The sequence below is a fragment of the Sporolactobacillus sp. CQH2019 genome, from assembly GCF_028765345.1.
GTDB lineage: Bacteria > Bacillota > Bacilli > Bacillales > Sporolactobacillaceae > Sporolactobacillus.
In genome coordinates, this window is record NZ_JARAJZ010000003.1 from 85,905 (window position 1) to 111,652 (window position 25,748).

Consider the following 25,748-nt stretch of genomic DNA (forward strand, 5'->3'; position numbering starts at 1 on the left):
GAATTTTTATGAAATGGAAAGACTGGGACATTAATCTGAAAGTCCGTCTGATTGGAGAAGGCATTTTCAATATCTTATACTGGATGTATTTTCCTTTTATGGCGATCTATTTTTCGGCCACTTTCGGACAGGGAACGGCGGGGCTGCTGCTCGTTCTTTCGCAGGTTTTCGGTACGGTTATCGGCTTGTTCGGCGGTTACTGCGCCGATCATTTCGGGAGAAAGAAGATGATGGTTTTCTCGGCGGTCGGGCAGGCGGTCTGTTTTGCTTTTTTTGCGGCGGCGAACTCGCCCTGGATCGTTTCGCCGCTGATCACGTTTATCAGTTTTTCTCTGCTCGGTCTGTTCGGCCAGCTTTACTGGCCGGCCAGTCATGCGATGATTGCCGATGTTGTGCCCGAGAAATATCGTGCCCATGTATTTGCGATTTTTTATACATCGATCAATGTGGCGGTCGTCATCGGTCCGTTACTGGGCGGTATTTTCTTTTTTAACGACCGGTTCGCCTTTCTTTCAGTTTGTACCGCTGTCAGTGCGGCTCTCGTCTATGTACTTAAACGGTGGATTCATGAGACGGCGCCTGTTTCCGGAGGAAGCACGGCTCAGCTGCAGCATTCCGGGCACTGGACAGAGTATCTCAAGAATCAGTTGGGCGATTATCGGGTGATTTTCAAGGACCGCGTGTTCCTGCTTTACATACTGGCCGGCATTCTGGTTGCCCAGACCTTTATGCAGCTGGATCTGGTCATAGCCGTCTACACAACCGGCAATGTTCCGAAGCAGACATTGATCACGATCGGGGACTGGGTGCTCAGCGTCGACGGGAAAGGCCTTTTCAGCCTGATGGTGTCGACGAACGGGCTGTGCGTGGCACTTTTTACCGTCATCGTCACGAAATGGATGACGAAATTCAGGGAAAGCAGCGTGTTCATGGGCTCCTCTTTCTGCTATGGGGCGGCGATCATCCTGATCGGTTCGACAGTAAATGCCTGGCTGCTGCTGCTTGCGATCGTACTGTTTTCATGGGCTGAGCTGATGACAGTCGGCGTACAGGACAGTTTTGTTGCCAGACTTGCTCCTGAGGAACTGCGCGCCCAGTATTTTGCGGCTTCGGCCCTGCGGTTTTCGCTGGGCCGGACCATTGCTCCGCTGGCGATTCCGATGACGGTCTGGCTCGGCTATTCCTGGACTTTTCTCATCCTTGCCGCACTCGCTTTTTCAGGCATGGGCATTTACGGGCTTGTTTTTTCATTGTTTCATCAAAAAAGCGATCAAAACCGGATTGTGGTCGGAAAATAGAAAGAACACGGACGTCGGCGGCCGGGCCGATTTTGGCCGATCAGGAATCCTATGAAACTGTTTTTGCTTTAAATTGTTAAATTATGAAAAGTATGAAAATAAATGTTTTGACTCATGATTTCCATACGAAAAATAACATAAATTATCAAAATTGTCGTTACCCTGTTTCCAATATTTTGTTATAATGAAAGTTAGACAGCGCTTACAAAGATTCTATTAGATTGGATGCGATGATCATGTATTTTGGGGGAATTGAGGCCGGCGGCACAAAATTTGTTTGTGCGATTGGCGATGAGGACGGAAAAATTTATGCGCGGGAAAGGGTCGCGACGGAAGATCCGGATGCGACGATACCTAAAGTGATTCAGTTTTTCCGGAATTTTAAAATCGAATCTTTGGGGATCGGATCTTTCGGGCCGATTGACCTGAATAAAGACAGCGCGACCTACGGCTGCATTATGTCGACGCCGAAGCTGGCATGGACCGATTACCCGCTTGTCCGAACCGTGAAAGAGGCGCTGCATGTTCCGGTCGGTTTCAGTACCGATGTAAACGGAGCGGCACTCGGTGAATTATATCGGGGAGCGGCAAAGGGGCTGGACGGCTGCCTTTACATCACTGTGGGCACCGGTATCGGGGCCGGACTGGTCACCAATCATCAATTGCTGCAGGGCCTGTCCCATCCGGAAATGGGCCACGTGCTGCTGCGCAGGTCTCCGGAAGATAAGTTTGAAGGCATCTGTCCTTATCACGGCGACTGCCTGGAAGGGCTCGCTTCCGGCCCCGCTCTCGAAGCGAGATGGGGGAAACCTGCGTCCGAATTGAAAAATGATCTGAAAGTCTGGAAATTAGAAGCGGAATACCTGGCACAGGCACTGATGCAGTACATTCTGATTCTTTCACCGGAACGGATTGTCATGGGCGGCGGAGTGATGAAACAGAAACTGCTGTTCCCGATGATCCGCATCAGGCTTCAGGAACTTCTCGGCGGTTATCTTGATCTTCCTGAATTGAAAGAACATCTGGACGAATATGTGGTACCGCCGGCTCTGGGGGATAACGCGGGCATTACGGGTGCGCTCATTCTGGCAAGACAGGCGTTCACGGAGAGCCGGGTTGCCCGGGCGTGAATAAATGCATTGAGAAATCCGGCTGTCCTTCAATCTCAGGCGGCCGGATTTTTGGTTTCATGGGACGATGTAAGCTGGGCGGACGCCTCGTCGGCCGGACATCGATTTTTCACCGCAGTGAGCCGGGCTGTTTTATTTCATAGGCCATGGTTAATCATCAGCTCGGGAATTTTGGATCGGTCTTTTTGCAAGTACATTGCCGATTGGTTTAGCAGTAAACTGAAACAATGCCCATGAACATACAGATTTTAACCTTTTTAATGGCTGCTGAATTAAATAGTGAACTGAATACCTTACACGAACGGCGAGCTGCTGAAAAAATAGAAGCAGGTCCCTGCCCGGATACGGACCGGACCATTTGCCTTTTGATGATTATTCATCCCACCCATCTAAGCCGGTAAAGCGCGCTGTTAACCATTGCCTTCCGATGGACGGCGGATCCAAGCTCTCGGATATGAGGGACACTCGATGTGTTCTTCAGTATATATTTGCTGGAAAAATCTATGAATCTTAAAACGCTCAATAGTTGCAGCCGGCTCCGTCTCTTGACTTTCGGCATTTTTAATCCGCCGGAAAGCAGTGATCGATGTTTCCGTTCTTTTCTAAAGTGCGCAGCGCGGCCGCCGTGAGAATAGAGCTCCCGGAGAACATCGCCTCCCGGTTGAACGTCATCTGCGGATGGTGAAGGCCGGGTTTCAGTCCGCATCCGAGACCCAGCATCGTCGTTTTCAGATTCGGAAGGTTGAACGCATACTGATGGAAATCATCTCCGCCGCTTGAACGGTGCGGCTGTTCAAGCCGGCCTTTGCCCAGAATATCCGTGATCGCGCCGGACATAATGCCGATAGCTTCCGGATGATAGAGCGCGCTGATGCATCCGGGCGAGGTACTGATTTTAATCCGGACTAAAAAGGCATCGGCAACGGAGCGGATGACACGCCGCACCTGTTCGGTCAGTCCGGCCATTGCTTCGTTTGTCTGCGCTCGCACATCCAGCGTAAATTCCGCGTGGCCGGGGATAATATTCGACGCTGTTCCGGAGTGGAGCGTTGTCATTTTAACTGTACTCGGGATCATGGGATTCATATGGATGTGCCCCAGCCCCTCGATGATTGCCGAGGCGGCCTCGATCGCGTTTTTGCCAAGATGCGGCCGCGCGGCATGGGCGTCCTCGCCTTCAATCACTGCGCTGATCGTTTTGCAGGCACCGTGAAGAATTGCCGGTTCCGCCCGCCCGTCGGCAATCTCTTCGTTCGGGCGGAGATGGACCCCGAATAGATAATCGGCGTCGCTCATGACACCGCGGGCAATCATGGCCCGGGCGCCTTCGCCGGTCTCCTCGCCGGGCTGAAAAACGAAACGGATCGTTCCGCCCGATGTCGGCCGGTATTTTTTCAGAAGCATGACGACTCCTAATACGATGCTCATGTGGGCGTCATGGCCGCAGGAATGGTTTGCCCGGAACGTTCCGCCGACTTCCTGCCAGAGGGCATCCATGTCTGCCCGGATCGCAACAACAGGTTTTCCGGAGCCGATTTCACCGATCACGCCCGGGCAGTCGGAAAAGGTCTGAGTACGGCATCCGAGCGCGTCGAGCCGTTTCTTAATCCATTCCGTTGTTTTCGTTTCTTTCATGCTGATTTCGGCATGTATATGCAAATAATCGAAAAATTCGCTTATTTTTCCTTGAACAGCCGCATCGCAAACCGGTTTATCGGGAAGCGTCATCGTCGTCATCCTTTCAAAAAGTGAATTTGTCTTTTAGCCTCTCGGACATTGATATGAGCAATTGATATTAGTGTATTTTAACAGGCCGTTTTTAGCAAATCGATCGAACTTTTATAAATTGAATTCGGGGGATTTTTAGAGAGCTGTTATATGCATAAACCGTAAACCGCTATTTTTAGCAGCTTTACCGGACTTTCTTACTTTTTCCTGTCACAAACACGGCCGCCTGCTCACATGCAAGAATGTTATAATAGAAAAAGAAATTTTTGAGATACAACGGGAGAAGGAAATGTTATGGACAAAACACCGCTTTTTCTGCAGCCGGCGCTTCATGAGAAAATCTGGGGCGGTACCCGGCTGCGGGATCAGTTCGGATATCAGATTCCAAGCGAGACGACAGGAGAATGCTGGGGCATATCGGCACATCCGAACGGCCCTGCAGTGATTAAAAACGGTAAGCTGGCAGGAAAAACTCTGGCTGAAGCCTGGGCCGCCCACAGGGAACTTTTTGATAATTACCAGGGAGATGCTTTTCCGCTGCTGACGAAGATTCTTGACGCCAAAGCCGACCTGTCCGTACAGGTCCATCCGAACGACGCCTATGCCCGGGCGAAGGAGCATGTCCCGTTCGGCAAGACGGAATGCTGGTACATTATCGACTGCGATGAGAATTCGGAAATCGTATACGGACACACAGCCCCGTCGCGCGAGGCGTTCAGGAAAGCCGTAGACGAGAAAAAATGGAACAGTCTGCTGCGCCGCGTAAAAGTCAAACCGGGTGACTTCTTCTATGTACCGAGCGGAACGATTCATGCGATCTGCAGCGGCTGCCTGATTCTCGAAACCCAGCAGAGTTCGGATACGACGTACCGCGTCTATGATTACGATCGGCCGGGAAAAGACGGCAAGCGGCGCGAGCTGCATATTGAGCAGTCGATTGAAGTGGCCAATTGTCCGCATGTCGATCCGGAACTGACTTACCGCGTGCGCCAGGAGGCAGAGGCCAAATTCACGGAACTGCTGCGAGAAAATTATTTTGCCGTATCCCACTGGGAAATACGCGGCCATGCCGGCCCAATTCGGAAGAACTGGCCGTTTCTCCTGATGAGCGTGCTGAACGGGGAAGGTTCGCTCCTGATCGGAGACGAACATTATTCGTTGAAAAAAGGCGATCATCTGATTGTGCCATCATCGGCGGAAACATTGTCACTGACCGGAACACTGGATCTGATCGTCTCGAATCCTGTCTGACAATGAGAGGACGAGCACGGAAAAAGAAACCGGCAATCGCCGTCATCGGCTGCCTGGATCGGGTTCCGGATGCCATCGTTCAGAGCGGACATAGGTCGGAAGTTGCCGGAAATGTCCTCCTTTCCGGGCCAGATCCCCTGCCTGCTCATGCACTGGCGACCAGTCTGCTGACCGAGCAGGGAATTCGGATTGTCCAAGTACATGGGACAAACGGAAAAGTGGAGGTAAAAGACATCGATGCTGCAGAAAAGCGGATCGCCCGCTGCGACATGATGTTGCTGCTGCTGAATGTCGAGATCGGCGCAATCATCCATGCGGCAGGACTGGCGAAAAAACATCACATCCAGGTTATACTGGATCCGGTGCCAATGATGAGCTTTCCGGAAAAAATCAGGAGGACGGCGGAACTGATCGGGTCCGTTTCACATCGGTTCCTGAAAAACCGTTCCAAGGTAATTCCTTATAGAAGAAAGAACGGATGAACAAAAACGCGGCAAAAAGAATAAATAAAATGATTCTGATAAGAATGATTCTGCCAATCCGGGGGAATCATTTTTTTAAATGGCTGATAATTTTTACGGACCTGAAAAATATCCATCCCGATTCGGAGGCGGAGTTCGTTGCATGCATCGTATTCCTCTATCACTTCTGACAGGCCGACTGATCGTGATGGTTTATAGATGCGGCTCTGTGTACTGCTGATAAATCCTGCCGAGCGCCGATCTCTGCAACGGGTTCATAAATTCTGTTCGGTGTCGGTAGATTGCCGCGCCGGTCGAAAAACCAGCGCCGATGACCGATAAAACCTCAGCACCGACCGATAAACTAGCGATAATGACTGATAAAACTTCAGCACTGACCGATAAACTAGCGATAGTGATCGATAAACCTGCAATGATGACCGATAAAACTTTGCTGCCGACCGATAAATCCTGTTAAGCGCCGATCTCTGCGACGGGTTCATAAATTCTGTTCGGTGTCGATAGATTGCCGCGCCGATCGATAAACCAGCGCCAATGACCGATAAACTAATGATAATGATCGATAAACTAGCAATGATGACCGATAAAACCTCAACACCGACCGATAAACGAGCAATAGTGATCGATAAAACTGCAATGATGACCGATAAAACTTTGCTGCCGACCGATAAATCCTGTTAAGCGCCGATCTCTGCGACGGGTTCATAAATTCTGTTCGGTGTCGATAGATTGCCGCGCCGATCGATAAACCGGCGCCGATGACCGATAAACCGGCGCCAATGATCGATAAACTAGCAATGATGACCGATAAAACCTCAACACCGACCGATAAACGAGCAATAGTGATCGATAAACCTGCGATGATGACCGATAAAGCTCCGCCGCCGACCGATAAATCCGCGCTGAGAGTTGCGCATAGGGCAGTTTTTTTGAACGGGATTATTTTACAAAAAAATGGTGCAAGGTTTTTGCGGCGATTTCCGAAAAACCTTGCACATGGCTAACTCTTAAAACATTTGCACACAGTTCGAAGAAGCAGCTCTTGCAGGCCGTCATGACCGGCTCATTTGCCAATGGGTCCGGGCAGCAGGCTGTCTTGCGTGCACTAAAAACCTTGCATCACGGTCGATAAAATCAATCGGTATTGGAATGGTTTATCTTTAAAGTATCTTTTTTACAGTGAATTCGAATGAACCGGCGGACGGAGCAGCTTTTCTATTAGGCTCTTAAAAGCCGGTCAGACAAAAGCGCTGACGACCATGACGATAGCAAAGGCGGCAAAGGACAGCAGTGTTTCAAGTACGGTCCATGTCTTGAATGTCTGTTTGATTGACAGTCCTAAGTACTCTTTGACGAGCCAGAAACCGGCGTCATTCACATGAGAGAACATCAGCGAGCCGGCTCCTGTAGCGATTACCAGGAGCGGAAGGTTGACGCCCGTCATGTGCTGGACGATCGGATCGACGATACCGGCCGCCGTCGTCAGCGCCACGGTAGCGGAGCCTGTGGCTATTCGAATCAGACCGGCGACGACGAATGCCATGACAAGCGGGGATAATTGCCAGCTGGTCGCCAATTGGGCAATGGCATTCCCGACCCCGGAAGAAATTAAAATCTGTTTGAACGCTCCGCCGGCACCGATGATCATCATAATCGAGGCTAACGGCCCCAGCGAATCGCCGGTTAACGTGCTGATCAATTTTCTGCTCATCCCTTGCCTGATCCCTAATAGATAATAAGCGACAAATACAGAGATCAACAGAGCAATCAGCGGGTTGCCGAGGAAGTTCAGCAGATTAGCCAGCCATGCAGGCATTGAGATGAAAGGAACAATAACTGTCCCGATCATTAAGATGATCGGCAGGAGGATCGTAAAGAAGGAGACGCCTGTTGATGGGTAAGTTTCGGCCGAAACATTGGCCGCTACAACCTTCGGCTCCGATTCGGGCTGTACGCGCTTACTTATGTAGTAAGCGAACAGAGGACCGCCGATGATGCCGGCCGGCAGAGCGACAAGCAATGAGTAGACCAGGACCTGGCCGACATCGGCGTGGAAGATACCGATTGCTGCCATTGCCCCGGGATGCGGAGGAACGATGCCGTGTGAAATTGAGAGCGCGGCAACCATCGGAATTGCAATGAGTAGCAGATTCTTCTTCGTCGTTTTCTGAATCGCAATAACCAAGGGAAGCAGTATGACCAATCCAACTTCAAAAAACACAGGAATACTGATAATTAGGCCGGCAAAGAAGGTCGCCCACGGCAGATTGCGTTCACCGAATGCATGGGTAAAAAATTGAGAAATCTGAACGCCTGCTCCTGATTCCGACATCATTTTGCCAAGGATCGTTCCCAGGGCGAGAATGCCGAGGAGGGAGCCGAGAATCCCGCCTACGCCCGTTTCATAATCCGCAGCGATTTTAGTTATCGGCAATCCGGCGGCTATGCCTAATAACAGACTTGCCACCGACAGACTGATGAAAGCATGCCATTTGAACCAGGTAACGCCGACAATGACCAGAGCAATTGCCAATATAGTGATTGAAATTAAGTATACGCTGTTCACGGCAACCATCACTTTCCCATTTATTATTTTTTTCGAAAAGATAAACCATTGCGGGTTTTCGCTTATTCGTGTGCAGCCTGCTTGAATGTTTCAGCTTGCAAAACTCCCGATCTGCGCGGCTGCCGAATAAAGCCGGCTTTGAAAATACTTCCTCAGCTGAGGTATGCGTTTACTTTTGAAACGAACCGCTGCGCATTTTCCTTAACCCGGCGATAGTCGCCCTTTCTAGATCCTTTTGTCAGCACACTGCCTACGCCGACCGCAAAGCTGCCTTGATCCAGCCAATCATTGATATTTTCCAGATTAATGCCGCCTGTCGGCATAAGGTTGAGATTGGGCAGAGGGCCCCGGATACTTTTAATAAATCCTGATCCGGCTGTACTCCCGGGAAAGACTTTGACGACATCGGCACCTGACTTCAGCGCTTCAGTCATTTCCGTCACAGTGAAACAGCCCGGAAGATAGGGGACTGAATAAAGATTGCAGATTTCACTGATATCTTTTGAAAAATTAGGGCTGACTACGAATGATGCACCGTATAAAATGGATAATCTTGCAGTCTCAGCATCTAAAACCGTGCCGGCGCCGATCAGTGCGCCGCTTTTTCCTTCGGCTAATGTCTGAAATGCCTGCAGACAATTCGGCGTTGTAAAAGCGACCTCGATGCTGTTTATCCCGCCTTCGATACATGCTTCGGATATACCGACAGCATCATCTGCGCCGCTGCCCCTGACGACAGCGACGATCCGGCCCTGATGTAATTTTTTCAGCACTTCATATTTTTTAAGCATGTTTCCACCCTCTCCGATCAGATCGTCCGTACGGCACCGCGAGCAGCCGATGCGGTACTGGAAGCGTAAAGTTTAAGAAATTTGCTTGCCTTTTTTGTCAATTGAGCCAGTTTTTCTTTTCTGTGCGATAATTCGTCTGCGGTCACTTTTAGTGAAATGGAACGTTTGGACACATCGATATCAATCCGGTCTCCGTCCTGGACCAGCGCCAGCGTCCCTCCTTCGGCTGCTTCGGGGCTCATATAGCCAATCGACAGTCCGGCCGAAGCACCCGAAAAGCGTCCGTCTGTAATGAGTGCAATCTTTTTATATCTGGCAAGAATTTCCGTACAGCGGTGCAATTCGCGCATGCCGGGCCCTCCTTTGGGCCCCTCATAACGGATCACAACGACTTGATTCTCGGCAATTTTTCCGGCTGTATACGCTTCCTGAAACTGCTCTTCCGAATTAAATACTAAAGCCCGCCCTGAAAAAGTCATCAGTTCATCGGGGATAGCGGATTGTTTGACCAAAGCCCCTTGTTCGGCGAGGTTGCCTTTTAAAACCGCGATGCCTCCTTCCGATTCGAGCGGATGATCGAGCGGATGGATGATTTCACGGTCCAGCACTCTGGTTCCGGCAATATTCTCCGCTGCCGGCCGGCCGGTGACTGTCAGGCTGTCCAACTGAAGGAGGGGAGCCAGTTCTTTCATCAATGCCGGGATTCCGCCGGCACGCTGCAGATCATTGGTCGTAAAGTTATTATTGTTCGGCGTCACTGCAGCGATAAAGGGGACTTTCCGGCTGATTCTGTCGAATGTATCCAGAGGCAGGTCCAGTCCTTCCTCGCCGGCGATTGCCGGGAGATGAAGACATGCATTCAAGGATCCGCCCATGGCCAGCAAAACGGAGATGGCATTTTCAAAAGCTTTTCTCGTCATAATGTCTCTTGCCCGGATGTTTTTCTTCACAAGATCGACAATCTGGCGCCCCGCCGTCTCGGCGGCGGCCAGCTGTTCGTCGGAGAGCGCTCTCATCCATGATGTACCAGGAAGAGCCATTCCCAGCGCTTCCGACAGTCCCTGCATCGTGTTGGCGGTTCCAAGAAACGGGCAGACACCGGCGCACGGGTAATACTTGCGGGTAACGGAAACCAGTCCTTTTTCGTCCAGCTTTCCGGCAAGGAACTCCTGCCGGGCTGCCTTTGACTCCTTGGGTTTAATAGAATTGGGCATGACCCCGCCGAGGACAACAAGACTCGGAAGATTCAGGCGGGCCGCACTCATGAGCATGCCGGGAACAATCTTGTCACAGGAACTGAGCATGACCATTCCGTCAAAAATCTCGTGCGCACGGATCATCGTTTCAACGCTGTCGGCAATCACATCGCGACTGGGAAGAGAATATTTCATGCCGTCATGTCCCTGGGCAATGCCGTCGCAAACCGCAATGGTATTAAATTCAAGCGGATAGCCGCCTGCCTCAATGACGCCTTTTTTAACATGTTCCGCCAGCTGCCTCAGATGAACATGTCCCGGCACAATTTCATTCCAGGAGTTCGCAACGGCAATAATCGGGCGGTCCATCATTTCGTACGGCACACCGCTCGAACAGAGATGCCCTTTTAATATAGCCCGCGTATAAGGCTTGATTTTCGACAGCCGATTTTGGATCATAATGGAGTCCTCCTGTTTAAAAATTTTTTTTATAAATAAAGCCGATATGTTTCCATGTTCCAAAAACCTTTTAATCGCTGAATTGAGAGCGCTGGAATGCGGCGATATCGTTCCATTCATCATCCAGCTTTCTGGAGAGCCGCAGAAAAATGGGAAACAGTCTTTCATAGACTTCAACATTTTCCGTTATCGGCCGATGGCTGTGAACGGACCCGACCATCCCGGAAACAACATTGAGATCGCGGACCTCCCCGGTTGCATAGAGACCGAGAACGGCCGCGCCGAGACATGAACTTTCGAAGCTTTCCGGTACGTTCACCGGCTGTGCGAAGATGTCGGCCATCATCTGCCGCCACAGTTGTGAACGGGCGAAACCGCCCGTTGCCTGGATCTGCTTCGGCTCTCCCGTCCTTTCTCTCATCGCCAGCATGACACTATAGAGATTAAAGATAATTCCTTCGAGCACGGCGCGTATCATATGCTGTTTCTGATGGTGCAGGGTCAGTCCGAAGAAGGCGCCGCGGGCGTTCGGATTCCAGAGCGGAGCCCGTTCGCCGCTGAAATAAGGCTGAAAAATCAGGCCGTCCGATCCCGGCTTGACCCGGGCGGCCATGCGTGTCAGCACGTCGTAGGGGCTGATCCCGAGCCGTTTGGCTGTTTCCACTTCCGATGCCGCAAATTCATCCCTGGCCCATCGCAGGACGCCGCCTCCGTTATTGACGGGCCCGCCGACGACCCATTTGTCCTCCGTCAGTTCATAGCAGAAGAGGCGTTCTTTAGGATCTGCGGACGGTTTGTCCACAACGGTCCGGATCGCGCCGCTTGTTCCGATCGTGACGGCGACAATACCCGGATCAATAGCGTCCACGCCTAGATTGGACAGTACACCGTCACTGGCGCCGATCACAAACGGGGTTTCCCGATTAAGCCCCATTTGTTCGGCGTACACCGGGTCGATACCGGTCAGGATCCGTGTCGTCGGAACCGGTTCAGACAGCCGTTCCTCTGTGATGCCGATCAACTTCAATACTCCCTGATCCCAATTCAGACGATGCATATCAAGCAGTCCGGTACAGGAAGCGATTGAGTAATCGACGACATATTTGTGGAACAATTTATGAAAAATATATTCTTTAATCGAAATGAATTTTTCAGCCTGATTAAAAAGATCCGCACGTTCATGTTTCATCCAAAGCAATTTCGGCAACGGCGACATCGGATGAATCGGGGTTCCGGTTCTCATATAGATCTCATGCCCGCCCAGATCTGTTTTTAAGCGGCCGCACCAATCGATGCTGCGATTATCCGCCCAGGTCATGCAGCGCATTAAGGGCTCTCCGTCCCTATCGACGGGAATAACGCTGTGCATGGCACAGCTGAACGAGACAAAGCGAATCATGCCCGGAGCCGCTTTGCTTTTTTCAACGGCATCGTGAATGACTGAGATCGTTGCTGCAAACAATTCCTCCGGATCCTGTTCTGCAGTGAAAGCGTCCGGTGTGTAGAGCGGATAACTGCTGTCCGCGTGCGCAACGATGGTGCCGTCCAATTCATAGAGAACGGCTTTCGTACTGGTCGTGCCGATGTCGACACCCATCATGTATGATTTTCCCATAATTTATCCTCTTCTTTAGTAAAGTAAGATCATGAAACCGGTACCTAATTAAACGTTTTCATTTTGCTGTCTACCTGTCGACAACATAGCCGTACAGAAGGACAAACCTAAGGCTTTGCCATGATAAAAGGTAAGCCGATTTATACGAATACGGCCATGGCATTTATTGCCCAGTGCTGCGGCGGCTTTCCGGTAAATACGTTTTTGTCCGGTATCGGTTTCTCCCGATCATAAGCAATGACCGGCATAAATCTTTAAGAGATGAATAGCGGCCTTACAGCAGCAGTCCTGCCGCCCGGAGTAAGTGCCGTTTTTTTAATCCGCTCCTCTTCATCATGTAATTGTTTCAGTATACTTGTCGACAAGTTAGGCTTCAAAAAAAGGAGAAATGGCAGCTTTCCACTTCCCGACTGCGTCTTTCTGAAAACCCTTTCTTTTTACAGCTATATCGTAATCAATTCATCGGGTGCTGTCAAGACCGTCTGCCGAACCGATCATACGCTGCCGATCAGCAGCAATTCTGCCATAACAAGATCCGGTGCTATTTTTGAAAAAAAAACGAAGAAAAATTCATAAAATAGCCAAGAATTCTACGCGCTTTCTTTAATCGAATGCTTCAGTTACAAAAGGATCCTCCCAAGACCAACGGATGATTTCATCCGTAGATGATTTCGGGAGGATCTGACCCTCTTTTCGTGCTCTTCATTTTTAAAAGGATTTTCCGCCGGTGCCTTTGCTGTAGCTGATTTTTGCGCTTTTCCCATCTTAGCGGTTCGAATCGTTTTTCAAAAATTTATAGAGAGAAGCGAAGTCGTACTCGCCCATGCCCTTTTGCTTCAGAAGGCCGTAAAGCGATTTGACCGTATTAGAAATCGGCAGCGCAAAATTGTGCGTGTAAGCTTCCTCGGCAGCCAGTTCCATGTCTTTGTAAATGCTGGCTACTTTAAAATCCGCCTTTTCGAAGTCTCCGTCCAGAACTTTGTGCTGTTTGAAATGAAGGATCGGGGCGGCGGTCGGCCCTTCAAGCAAAGAATGAATCAGTCCCTTTTTATCGAGTCCGAGGCTTTCGCCGAACGCCACGGCTTCCGAGAAGGCGGCGACCGTCTGGCCGAGCATCAGGTTATTGACAAGTTTCATCGCGGTGCCCTGACCGTTCGCTCCTTTATGCTGAATGTCTTTACCCATAATGCTGAGCAGCGGCCGCGCTTCTTCAACGTCTTTGGCCGAACCGCCGACAAAGAAAATCAGTTCACCTTTTTCAGCGGGGCCGGTCGATCCGGCAACCGGCGCGTCGAGAAAACGCACGTCTTTTTCCGCAGCGTCCTTTGCAAGCCGAACGGAATGGGCCGGATTGATCGTACTGCTGTCAATCCACAGGCTGCCCGGGTTCAGCCCGTTCAGCAGTCCGTTTTCACCGTAAGCGACGGCGTCGACGGCTTCAGGATCTGCGAGCATTGTAAAAACAATGTCTGCCTGTTCTCCGACTGCACGCGGCGAGTCCGCCCACTTTGCCCCTTTCCCGATCAGCGGATCTGCCTTTTCTTTCGTCCGGTTGTGAACAACAAGCGGCTTTCCTGCGGCCAGAAGACGGCCTGCCATTCGGCTGCCCATGATTCCGATACCAATAAAACCAATCATCTGATTCTCCTCTTTTCGCGGATTTCTGCATTCAAAGAAATTTTACTTCAACTTCAAGGATAGCGCAAAGCAGCGGCCCGCAAAAAGAATAGCCGTTCGGGAAGAGTCTTCAAATTGCGGCACGGCATGTTATAATTTAGGATGAAATAAGGAACATACGGAGGTTATTTCGTGATCAATATCATTGCAACGGCAGAATCGCCGGAACAGGCAGCGGCTCTTCTCGATGCCGGCGTCGATACGCTGCACGTCGGCGGGCACCCTTTCGGTCTCTGCCTGCCCAAACCGCTTGGTCCGGATGAAATTGAAAAAATTGCCCGGATGGCTCACAGCTGCGGCAAAAAAATAACCGTGGCTTGCAACAGCCTGATGCATAACGAACAGATGGATCGGCTGCCGACCTATCTTTCCAGGCTGGCGGAAATGCCTGTGGATGCGATCACGGCCGGCGATCCGGGCGCTATTTTTATTCTTGAAGAGCTCGGTCTGCCGCTCCCGTATATTTATGATGCGGGCACCCTCGTCACTTCGGCGGAGCAGATTGCCTTCTGGCTGAACCGCGGCGCCGCTGGATCGGTTGCTGCGCGCGAACTGACGCTCACCGAACTTAAAGAAATACAAAGTAGACTGGATAAACCCGTTGAGGTTCTCGTTTATGGGCCGACCTGCATCCATCAGTCCGGGCGCCCGCTTCTGACAAACTACTACAGATATGCGGGGCTTGCCGAACGTGCGGACAAGGATCGCGGCCTTTACTTGCGCGATCCGAAAAATCCGGACAGCCAGTACCCGATTTATGAAGATGAAAACGGCACGCACATTTTTTCAACGGAAGATCTGTCATTGATGTCCTGCCTGCAGGAACTGTATGACAATGGGCTGCATACGTGGAAACTGGACGGTGTCCTGCTGCACGGGCCGGCTTTTGTTAAAATCGCCGAGCTGTTTGTTGAGGCAAAAAAAGCGCTTGAGTCCGGCAGTTACATGGCAGCCGGATTCTGCAACCGGCTCAGAGCGCTCCAACCGGAGACGCGGCCGCTCGGCACCGGTTTTTATCTGAAAAATCCTCAAGATGTAAACTGACTGAGCGGCCTGCTGTTTCCCGAATATCGTCAATCTACCCATAAACTGATAATAAAAAGTGAAAGAATCTATGAGAGGAAAGAACGATGAGAACAATCTTGAATAAGCCGGAATTGCTTGCTCCGGCGGGCAATCCGGAAAAATTGAAAATGGCGATTCGCTACGGCGCCGACGCGGTTTATATCGGCGGGCAGGCATACGGCCTGCGCTCGAGGGCGGGTAATTTTTCTTATGATGAAATGGAGGAGGGCGTTGATTTTGCCCACAGCCGCGGCGCAAAAGTGTATGTTGCCGCCAATATGGTGACCCATGAAGGCGATGCGGAAGGAGCCGGCGATTTTTTCAGGACACTGAAAAACATGGGCGTCGATGCGGTGATCGCTTCCGATCCGGCGCTGATTACCGTTTGTTTTGCTTCAGCGCCGGGCCTGCCGATTCATCTGTCGACTCAGGCGTCGGCCACTAACTATAAAGCACTGGAATTCTGGAAAAAGGTCGGGCTGGAACGTGTTGTGCTCGCACGCGAAGTCGGCATTGAGGAGATCCGCGAAATGCGCCGCCGCACGGACATCGAAATTGAGGCATTCATTCACGGGGCGATGTGTATTGCCTATTCCGGCCGCTGTACGCTGTCGAACCATATGGTCAACCGCGATGCCAATCGCGGCGGCTGCGCCCAGTCGTGCCGCTGGAAATATGACCTGTTCGAGATAGACGGCGGTGCGGCAAAGAGCCTCGTTCCGGGCGGCGCCGAACCGTTCTCGATGAGTGCCGTCGATCTGTCGATGCTGCACCATATCCCCGACATGATTGAAGCAGGAGTCGACAGCTTGAAAATCGAAGGGCGGATGAAGTCGATCCATTATGTTTCAACCGTCTCCAATGTATACCGTAAAGTGATCGACACATATTGCGCCGATCCGGATCATTTCGCCTTCGATCCGGCCTGGGAGGAGGAGATCCGGAAGGTCGCCCAGCGCGATCTTTCCACTGGTTTCTACTACCACGTGCCGACTGAGAAGGAGCAGCTGTTCGGCAAACCGCGCCGGATGCCGCAATATACCTTTGCGGCTCAGGTGCTCGGTTATGATCCGAGAACGAAAATCGCCACGCTTCAGCAGCGCAACAATTTCGGCGTCGGCGAAGAGGTTGAATTTTACGGCCCCGGCTTCGTTCATTTCAGGCAGGTTGTCCATGATTTGCGCAATGAGGACGGCGAAGCGATCGACCGGGCTCCCAATCCGATGATGACGGTGACCATGACCGTCGACAAGCCGGTTGAACCTTTCTTTTTGATGCGGAAAAAATAAAAGAAGGATTTCTTCAGTTCATCTGTATACTGAATGAACCGGACGGCGGAAACCGTCCGGGCGCTTCAGACGGCTGAATTGCTTGGCAAACCGCCGCCATTTTGGGGCGGCAATAGAAAAAGTAAGAGAGTCCCGGATCGCAGTCGGCGCGTGCGTTCGAGGCTTATTCTCGTTTGGAATCAGAGGCCCGGACGATCGCCTGTCAAGGCGGGAACTTGAATTTTTTGAAAAAAAAGCCTATTATAATATTAGCAGTCGTTAATGATGAGTGCTAACAAATAATTCCTGAATAAACTTAGTGAGATTAAGTAATTAGAAGGAGTGCGACTAATCATGAGTTATCAGGTTGCTTACGTTAGTACATATCCACCGAAAAAATGCGGCATTGCCACGTACACCTACCATCTGAGGCAGAGCGTTCAAAAGGCAAAACGCGATTCACTGGCCGACCCGGTTGTCGTGATTAAGGAAAAGGGCGAAGAGAATCCCAGCGACAGTTTTTTAAAATGGACAATTGATAAGAATCGCAGAGAAGATTATAAAAAAATGGCGGAAAAGCTGAACAAAAGTTCAGTATCGGTTGTTTCGCTCCAGCATGAGTTCGGGATCTTCGGAGGAAATGCGGGAGAATACATTCTTGAGCTGGTCCGGCATCTGAAAAAACCGCTGATTACGACTTTCCATACCGTATTCAGGTCGCCGGTCGAGCCGTACGCTTCGATTCAGCGGGAAATCGCTAAGCGCAGCGCCCGGCTGATTGTTATGAATCACAAAGCGATCAACGATCTGGCGTTAAGTTTTCAGATACCGAAAAATAAAATTACCTTTATTCCGCACGGAACGCCGCTTCCCGATTTAAACGGCCGGACGTCCTTCAGGGCATCCCTCGGCTGGACAGATCGGAAAGTTGTCATGACATTCGGTTTCCTGAGCCGGAGCAAGGGCATCGAGACGATTCTGCGGGCACTGCCGCATATTGCGGAAAAGGTTCCGGAAGTACTGTACGTGATTATCGGCCAGACACATCCGAATGTTAAAAAGCAGGAAGGAGAGTCTTACCGGAAGTATTTGAAATCGATTATCAGCGAGAACGGTCTGCAGGATCATGTGTTAATGATCGACAAGTTTATCAGTGAACGTGACCTTGTAAAATATATCACGGCCTGTGATTTGTACGTCACGCCGTACCCCGGACTGCAGCAGATCACGAGCGGAACGCTGGCCTATGCGATCGGGCTCGGCAGGCCGGTCCTGACCACGCCGTACCGCTATGCGCAGGATCTGCTGAAGGGCAGCGAGGAATTGTTCGTCCCGTACGGAGATCTTGCCGCATGGGCGCTGAAAATCGAAACGATGCTTGAGGATCCATCGTTATTGGCCGGCTATCAGAAAAAAATGGAACGGATCGGCATGATGATGAGCTGGCCGCAGACCGGCAAAAATTATGACCGCATTTTTTCCCGGCTGGCCCGGAAGGCGACGGCAGAACCCGCACAGTCATCGGAGGCGGATGTCATTGCAGCCGATCCCAGTTAAGTTTACCCACCTGGAACGGATGACGGATGACACCGGATTGCTGGAACACGCCATCGGCAGCGTTCCGCGCCGCGGCGAAGGCTACACGACGGACGATAATGCACGCGCGCTTTGGGCGGCGTCGGACTGGTTCCATTTTTTCGACAGCCGTAAGAATGCGAATCGCGCGCAGGACAAGGAAAAATTATTGCGGCTCAGCCATATCTACCTCGCGTTTCTCTCCTGGACACAGCAGCCGGACGGCCATTTCTACAACAATTACAGTTATGATCGGGACAAAGAACAGGAGATGCCGTCCGATGACTGCCTGGGCCGGACGCTGTGGGGACTTGCCGTTGCTGCGATTCACCTGCCGCACCCCGACAGCCGTTTTGCGGCCAAAGAAATCTTCCGGAAGGGCATGGATGCCCTCCCGCAGCTCACTCATTCACGCGGCCAGGCCTATACATTATCGGCATTAAGCACATTGCTGCGCCATGCACAGCAGGAACATGAGCCGGATTCCTTTGACACCTTTATTAAATCCGAGGCGCCCGGGGAAATCTGGCTTCTGGAAAAAAAGCTGATCAATCTCTATGTACAAAATAAAAAAGACGGCTGGCACTGGTTCGAGGCGGCCATGACTTACGGAAACGGCGTGCTGCCCTGGGCGCTCTTGCAGTCGCAGCGCGTCACCGGAAACCAGGAGGCATTGCGGATCGCACATGAGTCGCTGGACTTCCTGATCGAGAAAATGGCAGCGGCCGACGGGACGGTCCATCCGATCGGCAACAAAGGCTGGTGCACACCCGAGGCGCAGAGCCGGTGGGATCAGCAGCCGCTTGAAGTGCTGGCGCTGGCGCTTGCATCGGAGGCTGCGGCCAAAAGCCTGCATCCGGAAAAACAGTATCTCGACATCATTCGAAAATGCCATGCCTGGTTTTACGGAGCAAACGATCTGCACGTGCCCGCCGCCAACATCGACGAAGGCGGCGGTTACGACGGCCTGCGTCCGGACGGCCTCAACAGGAACCAGGGTGCGGAGTCGACACTCTCTTACCTGCTGACAGAACTGATCTACACACGGACCATTCTGACGAATAACGGAGAGGGCCGGAAAAGCATGCAGACAGTATGAAGTATGCAAGGTTGATTTCCGATCATTGCTGAGACTATAAGAAATCATAAGTGATCGTGTTGTGAAAAGAGGCTCTTCCATGCATCCCGTTCAGTCGGGGAAAATCGAGCCGAAAATGAGCACCAAAGATCAAGTGTCAGCGTCATCAGATGATTATCCCGTTCAGTCGGGATGCGGATCCGACTGTCCCCATTGCTGCACAGCCAAACAGTCCGCCTTTTTCGGTAGAAAGAAGAGTTATTGAGAATCGAACGCTTTTGTATGTGCCCCGCACTTAGCTGACAGACCGAACCTTCCAGACAGATGATCATTAAGGAACAAAACGTTTTCGAATACCTCGCACGGGTCTTTTAGTCGGTGACGTGCCGGAAATAGGAAATGCTGCCAGACAAATAAATTGTATCTTTGCTAAGGAGAGCGGTTGCCGTGGGACTGTTCAATGCAATACCAGTTCTACCGGGAAAAGTTTCACCCACATCCAATCCTGCTTTTGTTTTTTTAGAAAATTGATTGTTGATTTTTATTGCTCTCTTATATGAGACAACACCTCATACTGATAAGTATTTTGGGTTAAATTTACTTTATCAAAAATTGAGGTGCTTTTTTATTGCTAAGAATCTTTTTATTTCCCTCATCATAGGAAAATAAAGTGTTCAATTTTTACATTGCACACTGCAAAAGCGGAGAATACAAGACTTGCATAGAATGAGTGTTTAGCAATTTTTCTTCAAGAAAGGCGGTCAGTCTTTTTTAATCACCCGAACAGCAAATACTAAGCCCATGGAAAAAATTGCTGTTTTAAATCATTTTTCGAGATAGAATATTTTTATAAACTCGTCAAAGTTTTTAACCTGCAGTAATTTATCAAGCTTTGCTGAATTTGTAATTAGCCCTGCTAAATGGTCATGGAAATTGCGAATAAGATCAATTTCATTTTTTGCCACTCCTATTAGAAAAATTAATTTTACTTCCTGACCATCAATCCATTTAACTGAGTTTTTTAAAACATTGACATAAATAAACGATCGTTCAATTCGATACTTTAATGGATGCGGAATAACAATATAATGTCCAATGAACGTAGAAGATAGTAATTCACGTTTTAATATCTCTTTTTCAAATAAATCATTAATAACTAAATGATGTTTTAAATCGGTGCAAATATCATGCACCACTTCCAGATAGTTATTATAAGAATTTACGCTAATTTTAAAGTAATCCGGACAAAATATTTTTTGAGATTGAATTTTAAAAGCACTGATATTATTAATAAATTGTTGGATTTTATCAATGTCATTATCTGTCAGCAGTGGATTCACAAATAATGTAGGTAATTTAAGAGTATTTATTGGCGTTGTGGAAATCACGCCATCAACTTGATTCAAAAGCAGTTCTTTTTTGAAATCTGATTTTGACAGGACTGGAAAGATCTGCAATTTATTTTTAAACAGATGGATTAGTTGCGTTTCAATTAATCTGATAGTTCCAATCCCAGCACCACAAACTAATATGATGGATGGAACATTGGTACTAAATGTACTGTGACTTCGCTCAATTGCTCCCCGAACATGTAAAGCTAAAAAACCAATTTCATCTTCAGCAATAAATCTATCCCCCAAAACCTGATTGAGACTTTCCAACACTAAGTTAAATTCAAAAGCATATTTTTCTTTGATTTCATTTAAAAGCGGATTGCGATTATAAAGACCTATCTTAAGACGTTCTAAGAAATACGCAAAATGAAGCTGTATATCCTTATTAAATAAACTATCTCTTTTAAGATTCAGTCCCGTTTTTTGATCTATAATCGTTATAAATTTCACAATGATTTTATCAAGCATGCGCTGATCATCAAATATTGTTAATGAAAGTTTTGCCATCAAATGTATATTAAGCTGCAGCTTTTCTTCATGGGGGAAAGTAATATTAAATTCATTTTCAATTTCTGTGATAATATTTTTTGCAGCATCACTAATTTCATTAGATGCATACGGGAAAGTGTTCTCTAAAAAATTTCCATTCTTTGTTCGCAGAACCATAATCCACAAATGACAGATAAGTGCATCGTATTGACATTCTGGAACGGTAATGTGCGTTCGCGTCAAATTCCCTACGATGATTCTTCGCAGCGCCGTAATTTCAGTTTTTGGAATAAGGGGTATAAGATAATGATTCTCACTTCTGTCAGAATATAGAAGATCCATTAATGCCTCTCGAATGTTCGCTTCATCACCGCTAATCATAATTCCATAATAAGGTTTGTTATTGAAATGTAATTGATATTTCTTTAGACCTTTTTTCACTTTTCTTAAATCATTAGTGATTGTCTGTGGACTAACATGTAGCATCTCGGCAATGTCGTTTACTTTAACGTAGTTGTTTCTCGTTAAAAAGAAGTAGGTTAAATAACTAATCCGTTCATCAACTCTTTCTGGTAAGAGAGACTTTTGTTCTTTTTGACTAGTTGAGATAATGGGCCTGCTAATATAGTAACACCCGCTTTTTTTTGAATATTTTACTTGATGAACTGGTTCATCAATCGTGTTATTGATTTCTCTAATATAAAGGCGAATCGTCCTTGACGATTTATGAAATGTGTAACCTAACTCTCTTAGAGTCGCATTAGGATGACTAGCTATTTTTTTATAGATCGCGAGTAATGCTTTATTCAACTTTTCTGACATTTTTTCCTACATCCCCCTTGCAGTGCCATTAGAACTACCACTTTAATTATAGCTGATGCTATTAGAAATCTGATTATATATTTTTGCCATTTACTAATCAGAATAATTGAATGGAAACGGTTACGCTTGTGACGTATATTATTTGTGAAATAGATAACAAATTGATTGTAGGAGGATAAAATAATGAATATAGAACATTTGTTTTCAGAAAAACTCGTAACAATCGATTTACATTCGAACACGAAGGAAGGTGCCATTACTGAGTTAGCAAATCTGCTTTATCAGCAGGACAGGATTAGCGACATTGATAAATTTGTTAAGGCTGTATTCTCAAGAGAAAATGAATTATCAACAACATTTGAACACGGAGTTGCATTGCCTCATGCCAAATCAGACACAGTGAAACAGACAAGTATTGCTATTGGTATTAGCAGAAGGGGAATCTATGATTCAAAAAAGACGGACCAACAACCGATAACTATTTTTGTATTAATTGCATCAAAAAAACTTTCAAATAATGAACATATACAAGCACTTTCTCTGGTAACAGCTAAACTACTCGATGAAGAATTCAGAAAATCTTTGTTAACGGCCAAGTCTAATAAAGAGCTTTACCAGTTATTAACAATTGAAAAAAAAGAACCCACGAACATCGACATAAAAAAAACCAAAGATCAACGATTTTTTATTGGTGTGACAGGCTGCCCCGTTGGTATTGCCCATACGTATTTAGCTGAGAGTTCGTTAAAAAAGACCGCTAAAGAATTAGGCGTTGCCATTAAAGTCGAAACTAATGGCTCAATTGGGGTACAAAACGAACCGACTCCGGACGAAATAGCACTTGCGGATGCAATTATTATTGCAAGTGATAAAAAGGTTGAACTTGAACGATTTCAGGGAAAACACGTAGTTTTTGCAGGTACAAAAGATGCAATCGACCATGCGGATCGTTTATTTAAGCAGGCAATGGATCCAGATGCACCTATTTATAAAGCTAATAATAAACATCAACCAAAACAAAGAACAGAGAAAGTTAAAGGTGGCTCTAATTTATATAAATATCTAATGAACGGCGTTTCGTACATGATTCCGTTTGTGGTTGTCGGCGGGTTGCTTATCGCTCTTTCATTAGCCATTGGTGGCAAGCCAACTCCTGCGGGGTTACAAATCCCAAAAGGGAGTTTCTGGGCGGAAGTAAACCAGGTTGGTGTTACAGGATTCACATTAATGATTCCTATCTTGGCAGGTTTTATCGCATATGCAATTGGTGACCGAGCGGCATTAGCTCCCGGTATGATTGGCGGATGGATCGCAAATAATGGTTCTTTCTATCATGCACAGGCAGGGGCCGGTTTTATTGGAGCTATTATTGCCGGCTTATTAGTTGGTTATTTTGTTTTGTTGATTAAGAAAGCCCCAATTCCGAAAATTTTGGAGCCGCTCATGCCAATTATGATCATTCCAATTTTAGCGACGTTATTTATAGCATCAATCTTTATCTTCATCATTGGTGCTCCGATCTCATCACTTATGAACGAGCTATATAAAGTATTAACGGGATTATCAGGCGGTAGCGTCGTTATCCTTGGTATTGTTATCGGATTGATGCAAGGATTTGATATGGGTGGCCCCTTTGGAAAAGTTGCATTTCTATTTAGTGTGGGTCTCATTGCAGAAGGACAGACACAATTTATGGGCGCTCAGGCATGTGCTATCCCTGTAGCACCGCTTGGCATGGGTTTAGCGACCTTCATTGCAAAAAAATATTTTGATAAAGAATCGATTGCGAATGGTAAGTCTGCATTAGCCATGGGTCTTGTTGGTATCTCGGAAGGCGCAATCCCATTTGCGGCGTCTGATCCATTAATTGTTATTCCATCGAATATGATTGGCAGTGTGGTTGCATGTGTTTTAGGCTTTTTGTTCGGGATTACAGATGCAGTTGCACATGGTGGTCCCATTGTTGTTCTTTTAGGAGCAGTAAACAAACCCCTTCTTGCATTGTTTGCAATGCTTATGGGAACGATAGTTACTGCAGGCACCTATCTAATACTAAAACGTCTATTTACGTCTCATAAAAAACAAACTGTTAATGATATTAATACTAGTTCAGCAATTAAGCAGAGTGGGTTGGAACAGGTTCAATAAGAATGGATCTCCATTATAGAATGAGGAAATATAAAAAATCTTGAGATTAAGTATGAGAACCGACCTCCCAGTTAAGTGGTTAAAAGGAGGTTCACCAACAGACTCTAACTGAGCCGTACGTGGATCTCCCGCTTTATTCTCATTTTCCTTTATACTAAGATCCCCCAAATTGATATTATTGGATTTTTTGATCGATGCGATTTGCATAATTATATCAATAGAAGAGATTGGCTAAGCTAAAAAAGTTTTATTGAAGTGAGTCTTTGGTCATCTTATTGTAGTTTTTCAGAAATCTAGGCTCTTTATGGTTATTATAGCGAGTCATCTTTTTACGATCGACTTCTCAAATGTTGAATTACAAATTGCCATTTATGGTTCACTTGTCAAGACATAGTGCAATGAATTATGGAATCCGCAATTATCCACGCCGAGGCTGGGATTCTTTTCTGCCTTTAGTCAAGCTTTTGGGTAAAATAACAATCGGTGATGGCGGAATCTCTAAAGGCCTCCGGAAAAAGAGTACACAATTTAGAATGTCTACGCCTTTTTCGTGATCATTATACTGGATCCTAAGTCGGGATGAATTAAAATGATTAAAAACGACTAAAATTGAATAATAATGATGTAAAATGAATTGAAGTATTGCCATAAAAGGTTTATGATCTAAGTGAAGAGAAGAAACTTTACCATTTTTGTTTCGCAAATTAAAAATTATCATTTGAAACTCATCCCCATGCCTTAAATTTCCTTAAAACAATTTTGGGGGGAATGAAGGAGAAGAAGCTCTATGCTTGCTAAGGAACGACTATTATATATTTTAAAAAGATTACAAATCCAACCCTCCATTAGTGTTATTGATTTAGCAAAAGAACTCTCGGTTTCTAAATCAACTGTCCAAAGAGATTTGAGAATATTGGAAAATAAAAAAAGAATCACCAGAGAACGAGGCGGTGCCGTGGCAAAAAAATTCGAAAAAACGATGAGCGATTTAACTGATGCTCCGGTTCTTAGTAAAATTAACGAAAACATTGAAACAAAAAAAGCCATTTGTAGTGTTGCTGCAGGGGCTGTTCATGATGGTGATTTAATTTTTATTGATTCTGGTACAACACCAAGCTACTTAATTCAGTATCTTCAAAATAAGAAGATTAAAATTGTAACCTACAATCTCTTGATATTGTCGAAAACTGCCGGTACTAATTCAGATGTTTATATGCTTGGCGGTGAATACAATCCTAAATATGAAGTTTGTTATGGACCAATTACAGTTGAACAAATTAAACAATTTAGATTTGATCATGCTTTTATTGGCGCAAATGGAGTCGACACAAAATTACAAGAGGTTTATACAAGTGAATTTGAAATGGGAGCTTTAAAAAAGGCTGCAATGGAAAGAAGTGTATGTTCCTATCTGTTAGTGGATTCATCAAAATTTGATCTGACTGGATTATGTACATTTGGATATTTCAAACAATTTGATGCGATATATGTTGATCGGTTTCCAAAGGGGATTAAAAAAAGCAGGAATATAGTTGAAGTAAACAAAGAAATAAAAACGACGGATCAAACTGCGGATTTCAACTAATAAAAAAGCCCGTTTTTGAAAAATTTTTCCTGAAAAATTAAATCACTTGTCGATTAATATATTTCGAATTGTTGGAATAATGTGCCGATAATAGTGATTATTTTGGTTGTATCTAAATCATGTTAAGGAGG

The 25,748-nt window shown here is 47.3% G+C and carries 18 protein-coding genes; 11 read left to right on the plus strand and 7 right to left on the minus strand.

The window, feature by feature from the left end:
- Positions 1 to 8 precede the first annotated feature (8 nt).
- Positions 9 to 1,298, plus strand: a complete 1,290-nt coding sequence (locus tag OYT88_RS05350; RefSeq protein WP_274398410.1) for an MDR family MFS transporter — start codon at positions 9 to 11, stop codon at positions 1,296 to 1,298.
- 236 nt (positions 1,299 to 1,534) lie between these two features.
- Positions 1,535 to 2,428 carry an ROK family protein gene (locus OYT88_RS05355; RefSeq protein WP_274398412.1) on the plus strand — a complete coding sequence of 298 codons (894 nt, stop codon included), beginning with the start codon at positions 1,535 to 1,537 and terminating at the stop codon, positions 2,426 to 2,428.
- A gap of 561 nt (positions 2,429 to 2,989) precedes the next feature.
- Here the strand turns inward: OYT88_RS05355 and OYT88_RS05360 are convergent.
- Positions 2,990 to 4,165 (minus strand): amidohydrolase, encoded by a 1,176-nt coding sequence (locus OYT88_RS05360; RefSeq protein WP_443217492.1) that lies wholly within the window; start codon positions 4,163 to 4,165, stop codon positions 2,990 to 2,992.
- A gap of 285 nt (positions 4,166 to 4,450) precedes the next feature.
- Here OYT88_RS05360 and manA point away from each other — a divergent pair, with 285 nt between their 5' ends.
- From manA to OYT88_RS05375, 3 genes are all read left to right on the plus strand, one after another.
- Complete coding sequence (manA, locus tag OYT88_RS05365) at positions 4,451 to 5,407, plus strand: mannose-6-phosphate isomerase, class I (RefSeq protein WP_274398416.1); 957 nt, start codon at positions 4,451 to 4,453, stop codon at positions 5,405 to 5,407.
- 2 nt (positions 5,408 to 5,409) lie between these two features.
- Complete coding sequence (locus OYT88_RS05370) at positions 5,410 to 5,889, plus strand: carbohydrate kinase family protein (RefSeq protein WP_274398417.1); 480 nt, start codon at positions 5,410 to 5,412, stop codon at positions 5,887 to 5,889.
- 758 nt (positions 5,890 to 6,647) lie between these two features.
- Entirely contained in the window at positions 6,648 to 6,893 is a 246-nt protein-coding gene (locus OYT88_RS05375) for a hypothetical protein (RefSeq protein ID WP_274398418.1), read from the plus strand.
- A 233-nt stretch (positions 6,894 to 7,126) separates the two neighbouring features.
- Here the strand turns inward: OYT88_RS05375 and OYT88_RS05380 are convergent, their stop codons facing one another.
- From OYT88_RS05380 to OYT88_RS05400, 5 genes are all read right to left on the minus strand, one after another.
- On the minus strand, positions 7,127 to 8,455 hold the full coding sequence (locus tag OYT88_RS05380) for a GntT/GntP/DsdX family permease (RefSeq protein ID WP_274398421.1): 1,329 nt from the start codon (positions 8,453 to 8,455) through the stop codon (positions 7,127 to 7,129).
- A gap of 152 nt (positions 8,456 to 8,607) precedes the next feature.
- Positions 8,608 to 9,246, minus strand: coding sequence for a bifunctional 2-keto-4-hydroxyglutarate aldolase/2-keto-3-deoxy-6-phosphogluconate aldolase (locus OYT88_RS05385; protein ID WP_274398422.1), 639 nt, complete (start codon positions 9,244 to 9,246; stop codon positions 8,608 to 8,610).
- A gap of 17 nt (positions 9,247 to 9,263) precedes the next feature.
- The gene (gene ilvD / locus OYT88_RS05390; protein ID WP_274398423.1) at positions 9,264 to 10,901 is read right to left on the minus strand and encodes a dihydroxy-acid dehydratase; all 1,638 of its coding nucleotides are present in this window, start codon (positions 10,899 to 10,901) and stop codon (positions 9,264 to 9,266) included.
- A gap of 70 nt (positions 10,902 to 10,971) precedes the next feature.
- Positions 10,972 to 12,516, minus strand: a complete 1,545-nt coding sequence (gene gntK, locus OYT88_RS05395) for a gluconokinase (protein WP_274398425.1) — start codon at positions 12,514 to 12,516, stop codon at positions 10,972 to 10,974.
- A gap of 765 nt (positions 12,517 to 13,281) precedes the next feature.
- A complete protein-coding gene (locus OYT88_RS05400) occupies positions 13,282 to 14,154 on the minus strand; it encodes an NAD(P)-dependent oxidoreductase (protein ID WP_274398426.1) in 873 nt (290 codons plus the stop codon).
- Positions 14,155 to 14,328: 174 nt separating this feature from the next.
- Between OYT88_RS05400 and OYT88_RS05405 the strand changes: the two genes are divergently transcribed.
- From OYT88_RS05405 to OYT88_RS05420, 4 genes are all read left to right on the plus strand, one after another.
- The gene (locus tag OYT88_RS05405) at positions 14,329 to 15,237 is read left to right on the plus strand and encodes a peptidase U32 family protein (RefSeq protein WP_274398750.1); all 909 of its coding nucleotides are present in this window, start codon (positions 14,329 to 14,331) and stop codon (positions 15,235 to 15,237) included.
- A gap of 86 nt (positions 15,238 to 15,323) precedes the next feature.
- Entirely contained in the window at positions 15,324 to 16,547 is a 1,224-nt protein-coding gene (locus OYT88_RS05410) for a peptidase U32 family protein (protein ID WP_274398427.1), read from the plus strand.
- Positions 16,548 to 16,880: 333 nt separating this feature from the next.
- Positions 16,881 to 18,083 (plus strand): glycosyltransferase family 4 protein, encoded by a 1,203-nt coding sequence (locus OYT88_RS05415; protein WP_274398428.1) that lies wholly within the window; start codon positions 16,881 to 16,883, stop codon positions 18,081 to 18,083.
- Complete coding sequence (locus tag OYT88_RS05420) at positions 18,064 to 19,200, plus strand: glycosyltransferase (protein WP_274398429.1); 1,137 nt, start codon at positions 18,064 to 18,066, stop codon at positions 19,198 to 19,200. Before OYT88_RS05415 ends, OYT88_RS05420 begins: the two co-directional genes overlap by 20 nt.
- A gap of 803 nt (positions 19,201 to 20,003) precedes the next feature.
- On the opposite strand, the gene OYT88_RS05425 is transcribed toward OYT88_RS05420, so the two are convergent.
- The gene (locus tag OYT88_RS05425; protein WP_274398430.1) at positions 20,004 to 21,884 is read right to left on the minus strand and encodes a BglG family transcription antiterminator; all 1,881 of its coding nucleotides are present in this window, start codon (positions 21,882 to 21,884) and stop codon (positions 20,004 to 20,006) included.
- Between the two features lie 183 nt (positions 21,885 to 22,067).
- Between OYT88_RS05425 and OYT88_RS05430 the strand changes: the two genes are divergently transcribed.
- Together OYT88_RS05430 and OYT88_RS05435 are read left to right on the plus strand one after the other, a co-directional pair.
- Complete coding sequence (locus OYT88_RS05430; protein ID WP_274398432.1) at positions 22,068 to 24,032, plus strand: PTS fructose transporter subunit IIABC; 1,965 nt, start codon at positions 22,068 to 22,070, stop codon at positions 24,030 to 24,032.
- Positions 24,033 to 24,819: 787 nt separating this feature from the next.
- On the plus strand, positions 24,820 to 25,617 hold the full coding sequence (locus OYT88_RS05435; protein ID WP_274398434.1) for a DeoR/GlpR family DNA-binding transcription regulator: 798 nt from the start codon (positions 24,820 to 24,822) through the stop codon (positions 25,615 to 25,617).
- Positions 25,618 to 25,748 lie beyond the last annotated feature (131 nt).

Excerpts from the sequence above, each read along its gene's own strand:
- OYT88_RS05350 (WP_274398410.1), top strand. The coding sequence starts at position 9 with ATGAAATGGAAAGACTGGGACATTAATCTGAAAGTCCGTCTGATTGGA.
- OYT88_RS05355 (WP_274398412.1), top strand. The coding sequence starts at position 1,535 with ATGTATTTTGGGGGAATTGAGGCCGGCGGCACAAAATTTGTTTGTGCG.
- OYT88_RS05360 (WP_443217492.1), bottom strand. The coding sequence starts at position 4,165 with ATGACGACGATGACGCTTCCCGATAAACCGGTTTGCGATGCGGCTGTT.
- manA (WP_274398416.1), top strand. The coding sequence starts at position 4,451 with ATGGACAAAACACCGCTTTTTCTGCAGCCGGCGCTTCATGAGAAAATC.
- OYT88_RS05370 (WP_274398417.1), top strand. The coding sequence starts at position 5,410 with ATGAGAGGACGAGCACGGAAAAAGAAACCGGCAATCGCCGTCATCGGC.
- OYT88_RS05375 (WP_274398418.1), top strand. The coding sequence starts at position 6,648 with ATGACCGATAAACCGGCGCCAATGATCGATAAACTAGCAATGATGACC.
- OYT88_RS05385 (WP_274398422.1), bottom strand. The coding sequence starts at position 9,246 with ATGCTTAAAAAATATGAAGTGCTGAAAAAATTACATCAGGGCCGGATC.
- ilvD (WP_274398423.1), bottom strand. The coding sequence starts at position 10,901 with ATGATCCAAAATCGGCTGTCGAAAATCAAGCCTTATACGCGGGCTATA.
- gntK (WP_274398425.1), bottom strand. The coding sequence starts at position 12,516 with ATGGGAAAATCATACATGATGGGTGTCGACATCGGCACGACCAGTACG.
- OYT88_RS05400 (WP_274398426.1), bottom strand. The coding sequence starts at position 14,154 with ATGATTGGTTTTATTGGTATCGGAATCATGGGCAGCCGAATGGCAGGC.
- OYT88_RS05410 (WP_274398427.1), top strand. The coding sequence starts at position 15,324 with ATGAGAACAATCTTGAATAAGCCGGAATTGCTTGCTCCGGCGGGCAAT.
- OYT88_RS05415 (WP_274398428.1), top strand. The coding sequence starts at position 16,881 with ATGAGTTATCAGGTTGCTTACGTTAGTACATATCCACCGAAAAAATGC.
- OYT88_RS05425 (WP_274398430.1), bottom strand. The coding sequence starts at position 21,884 with ATGTCAGAAAAGTTGAATAAAGCATTACTCGCGATCTATAAAAAAATA.
- OYT88_RS05430 (WP_274398432.1), top strand. The coding sequence starts at position 22,068 with ATGAATATAGAACATTTGTTTTCAGAAAAACTCGTAACAATCGATTTA.
- OYT88_RS05435 (WP_274398434.1), top strand. The coding sequence starts at position 24,820 with ATGCTTGCTAAGGAACGACTATTATATATTTTAAAAAGATTACAAATC.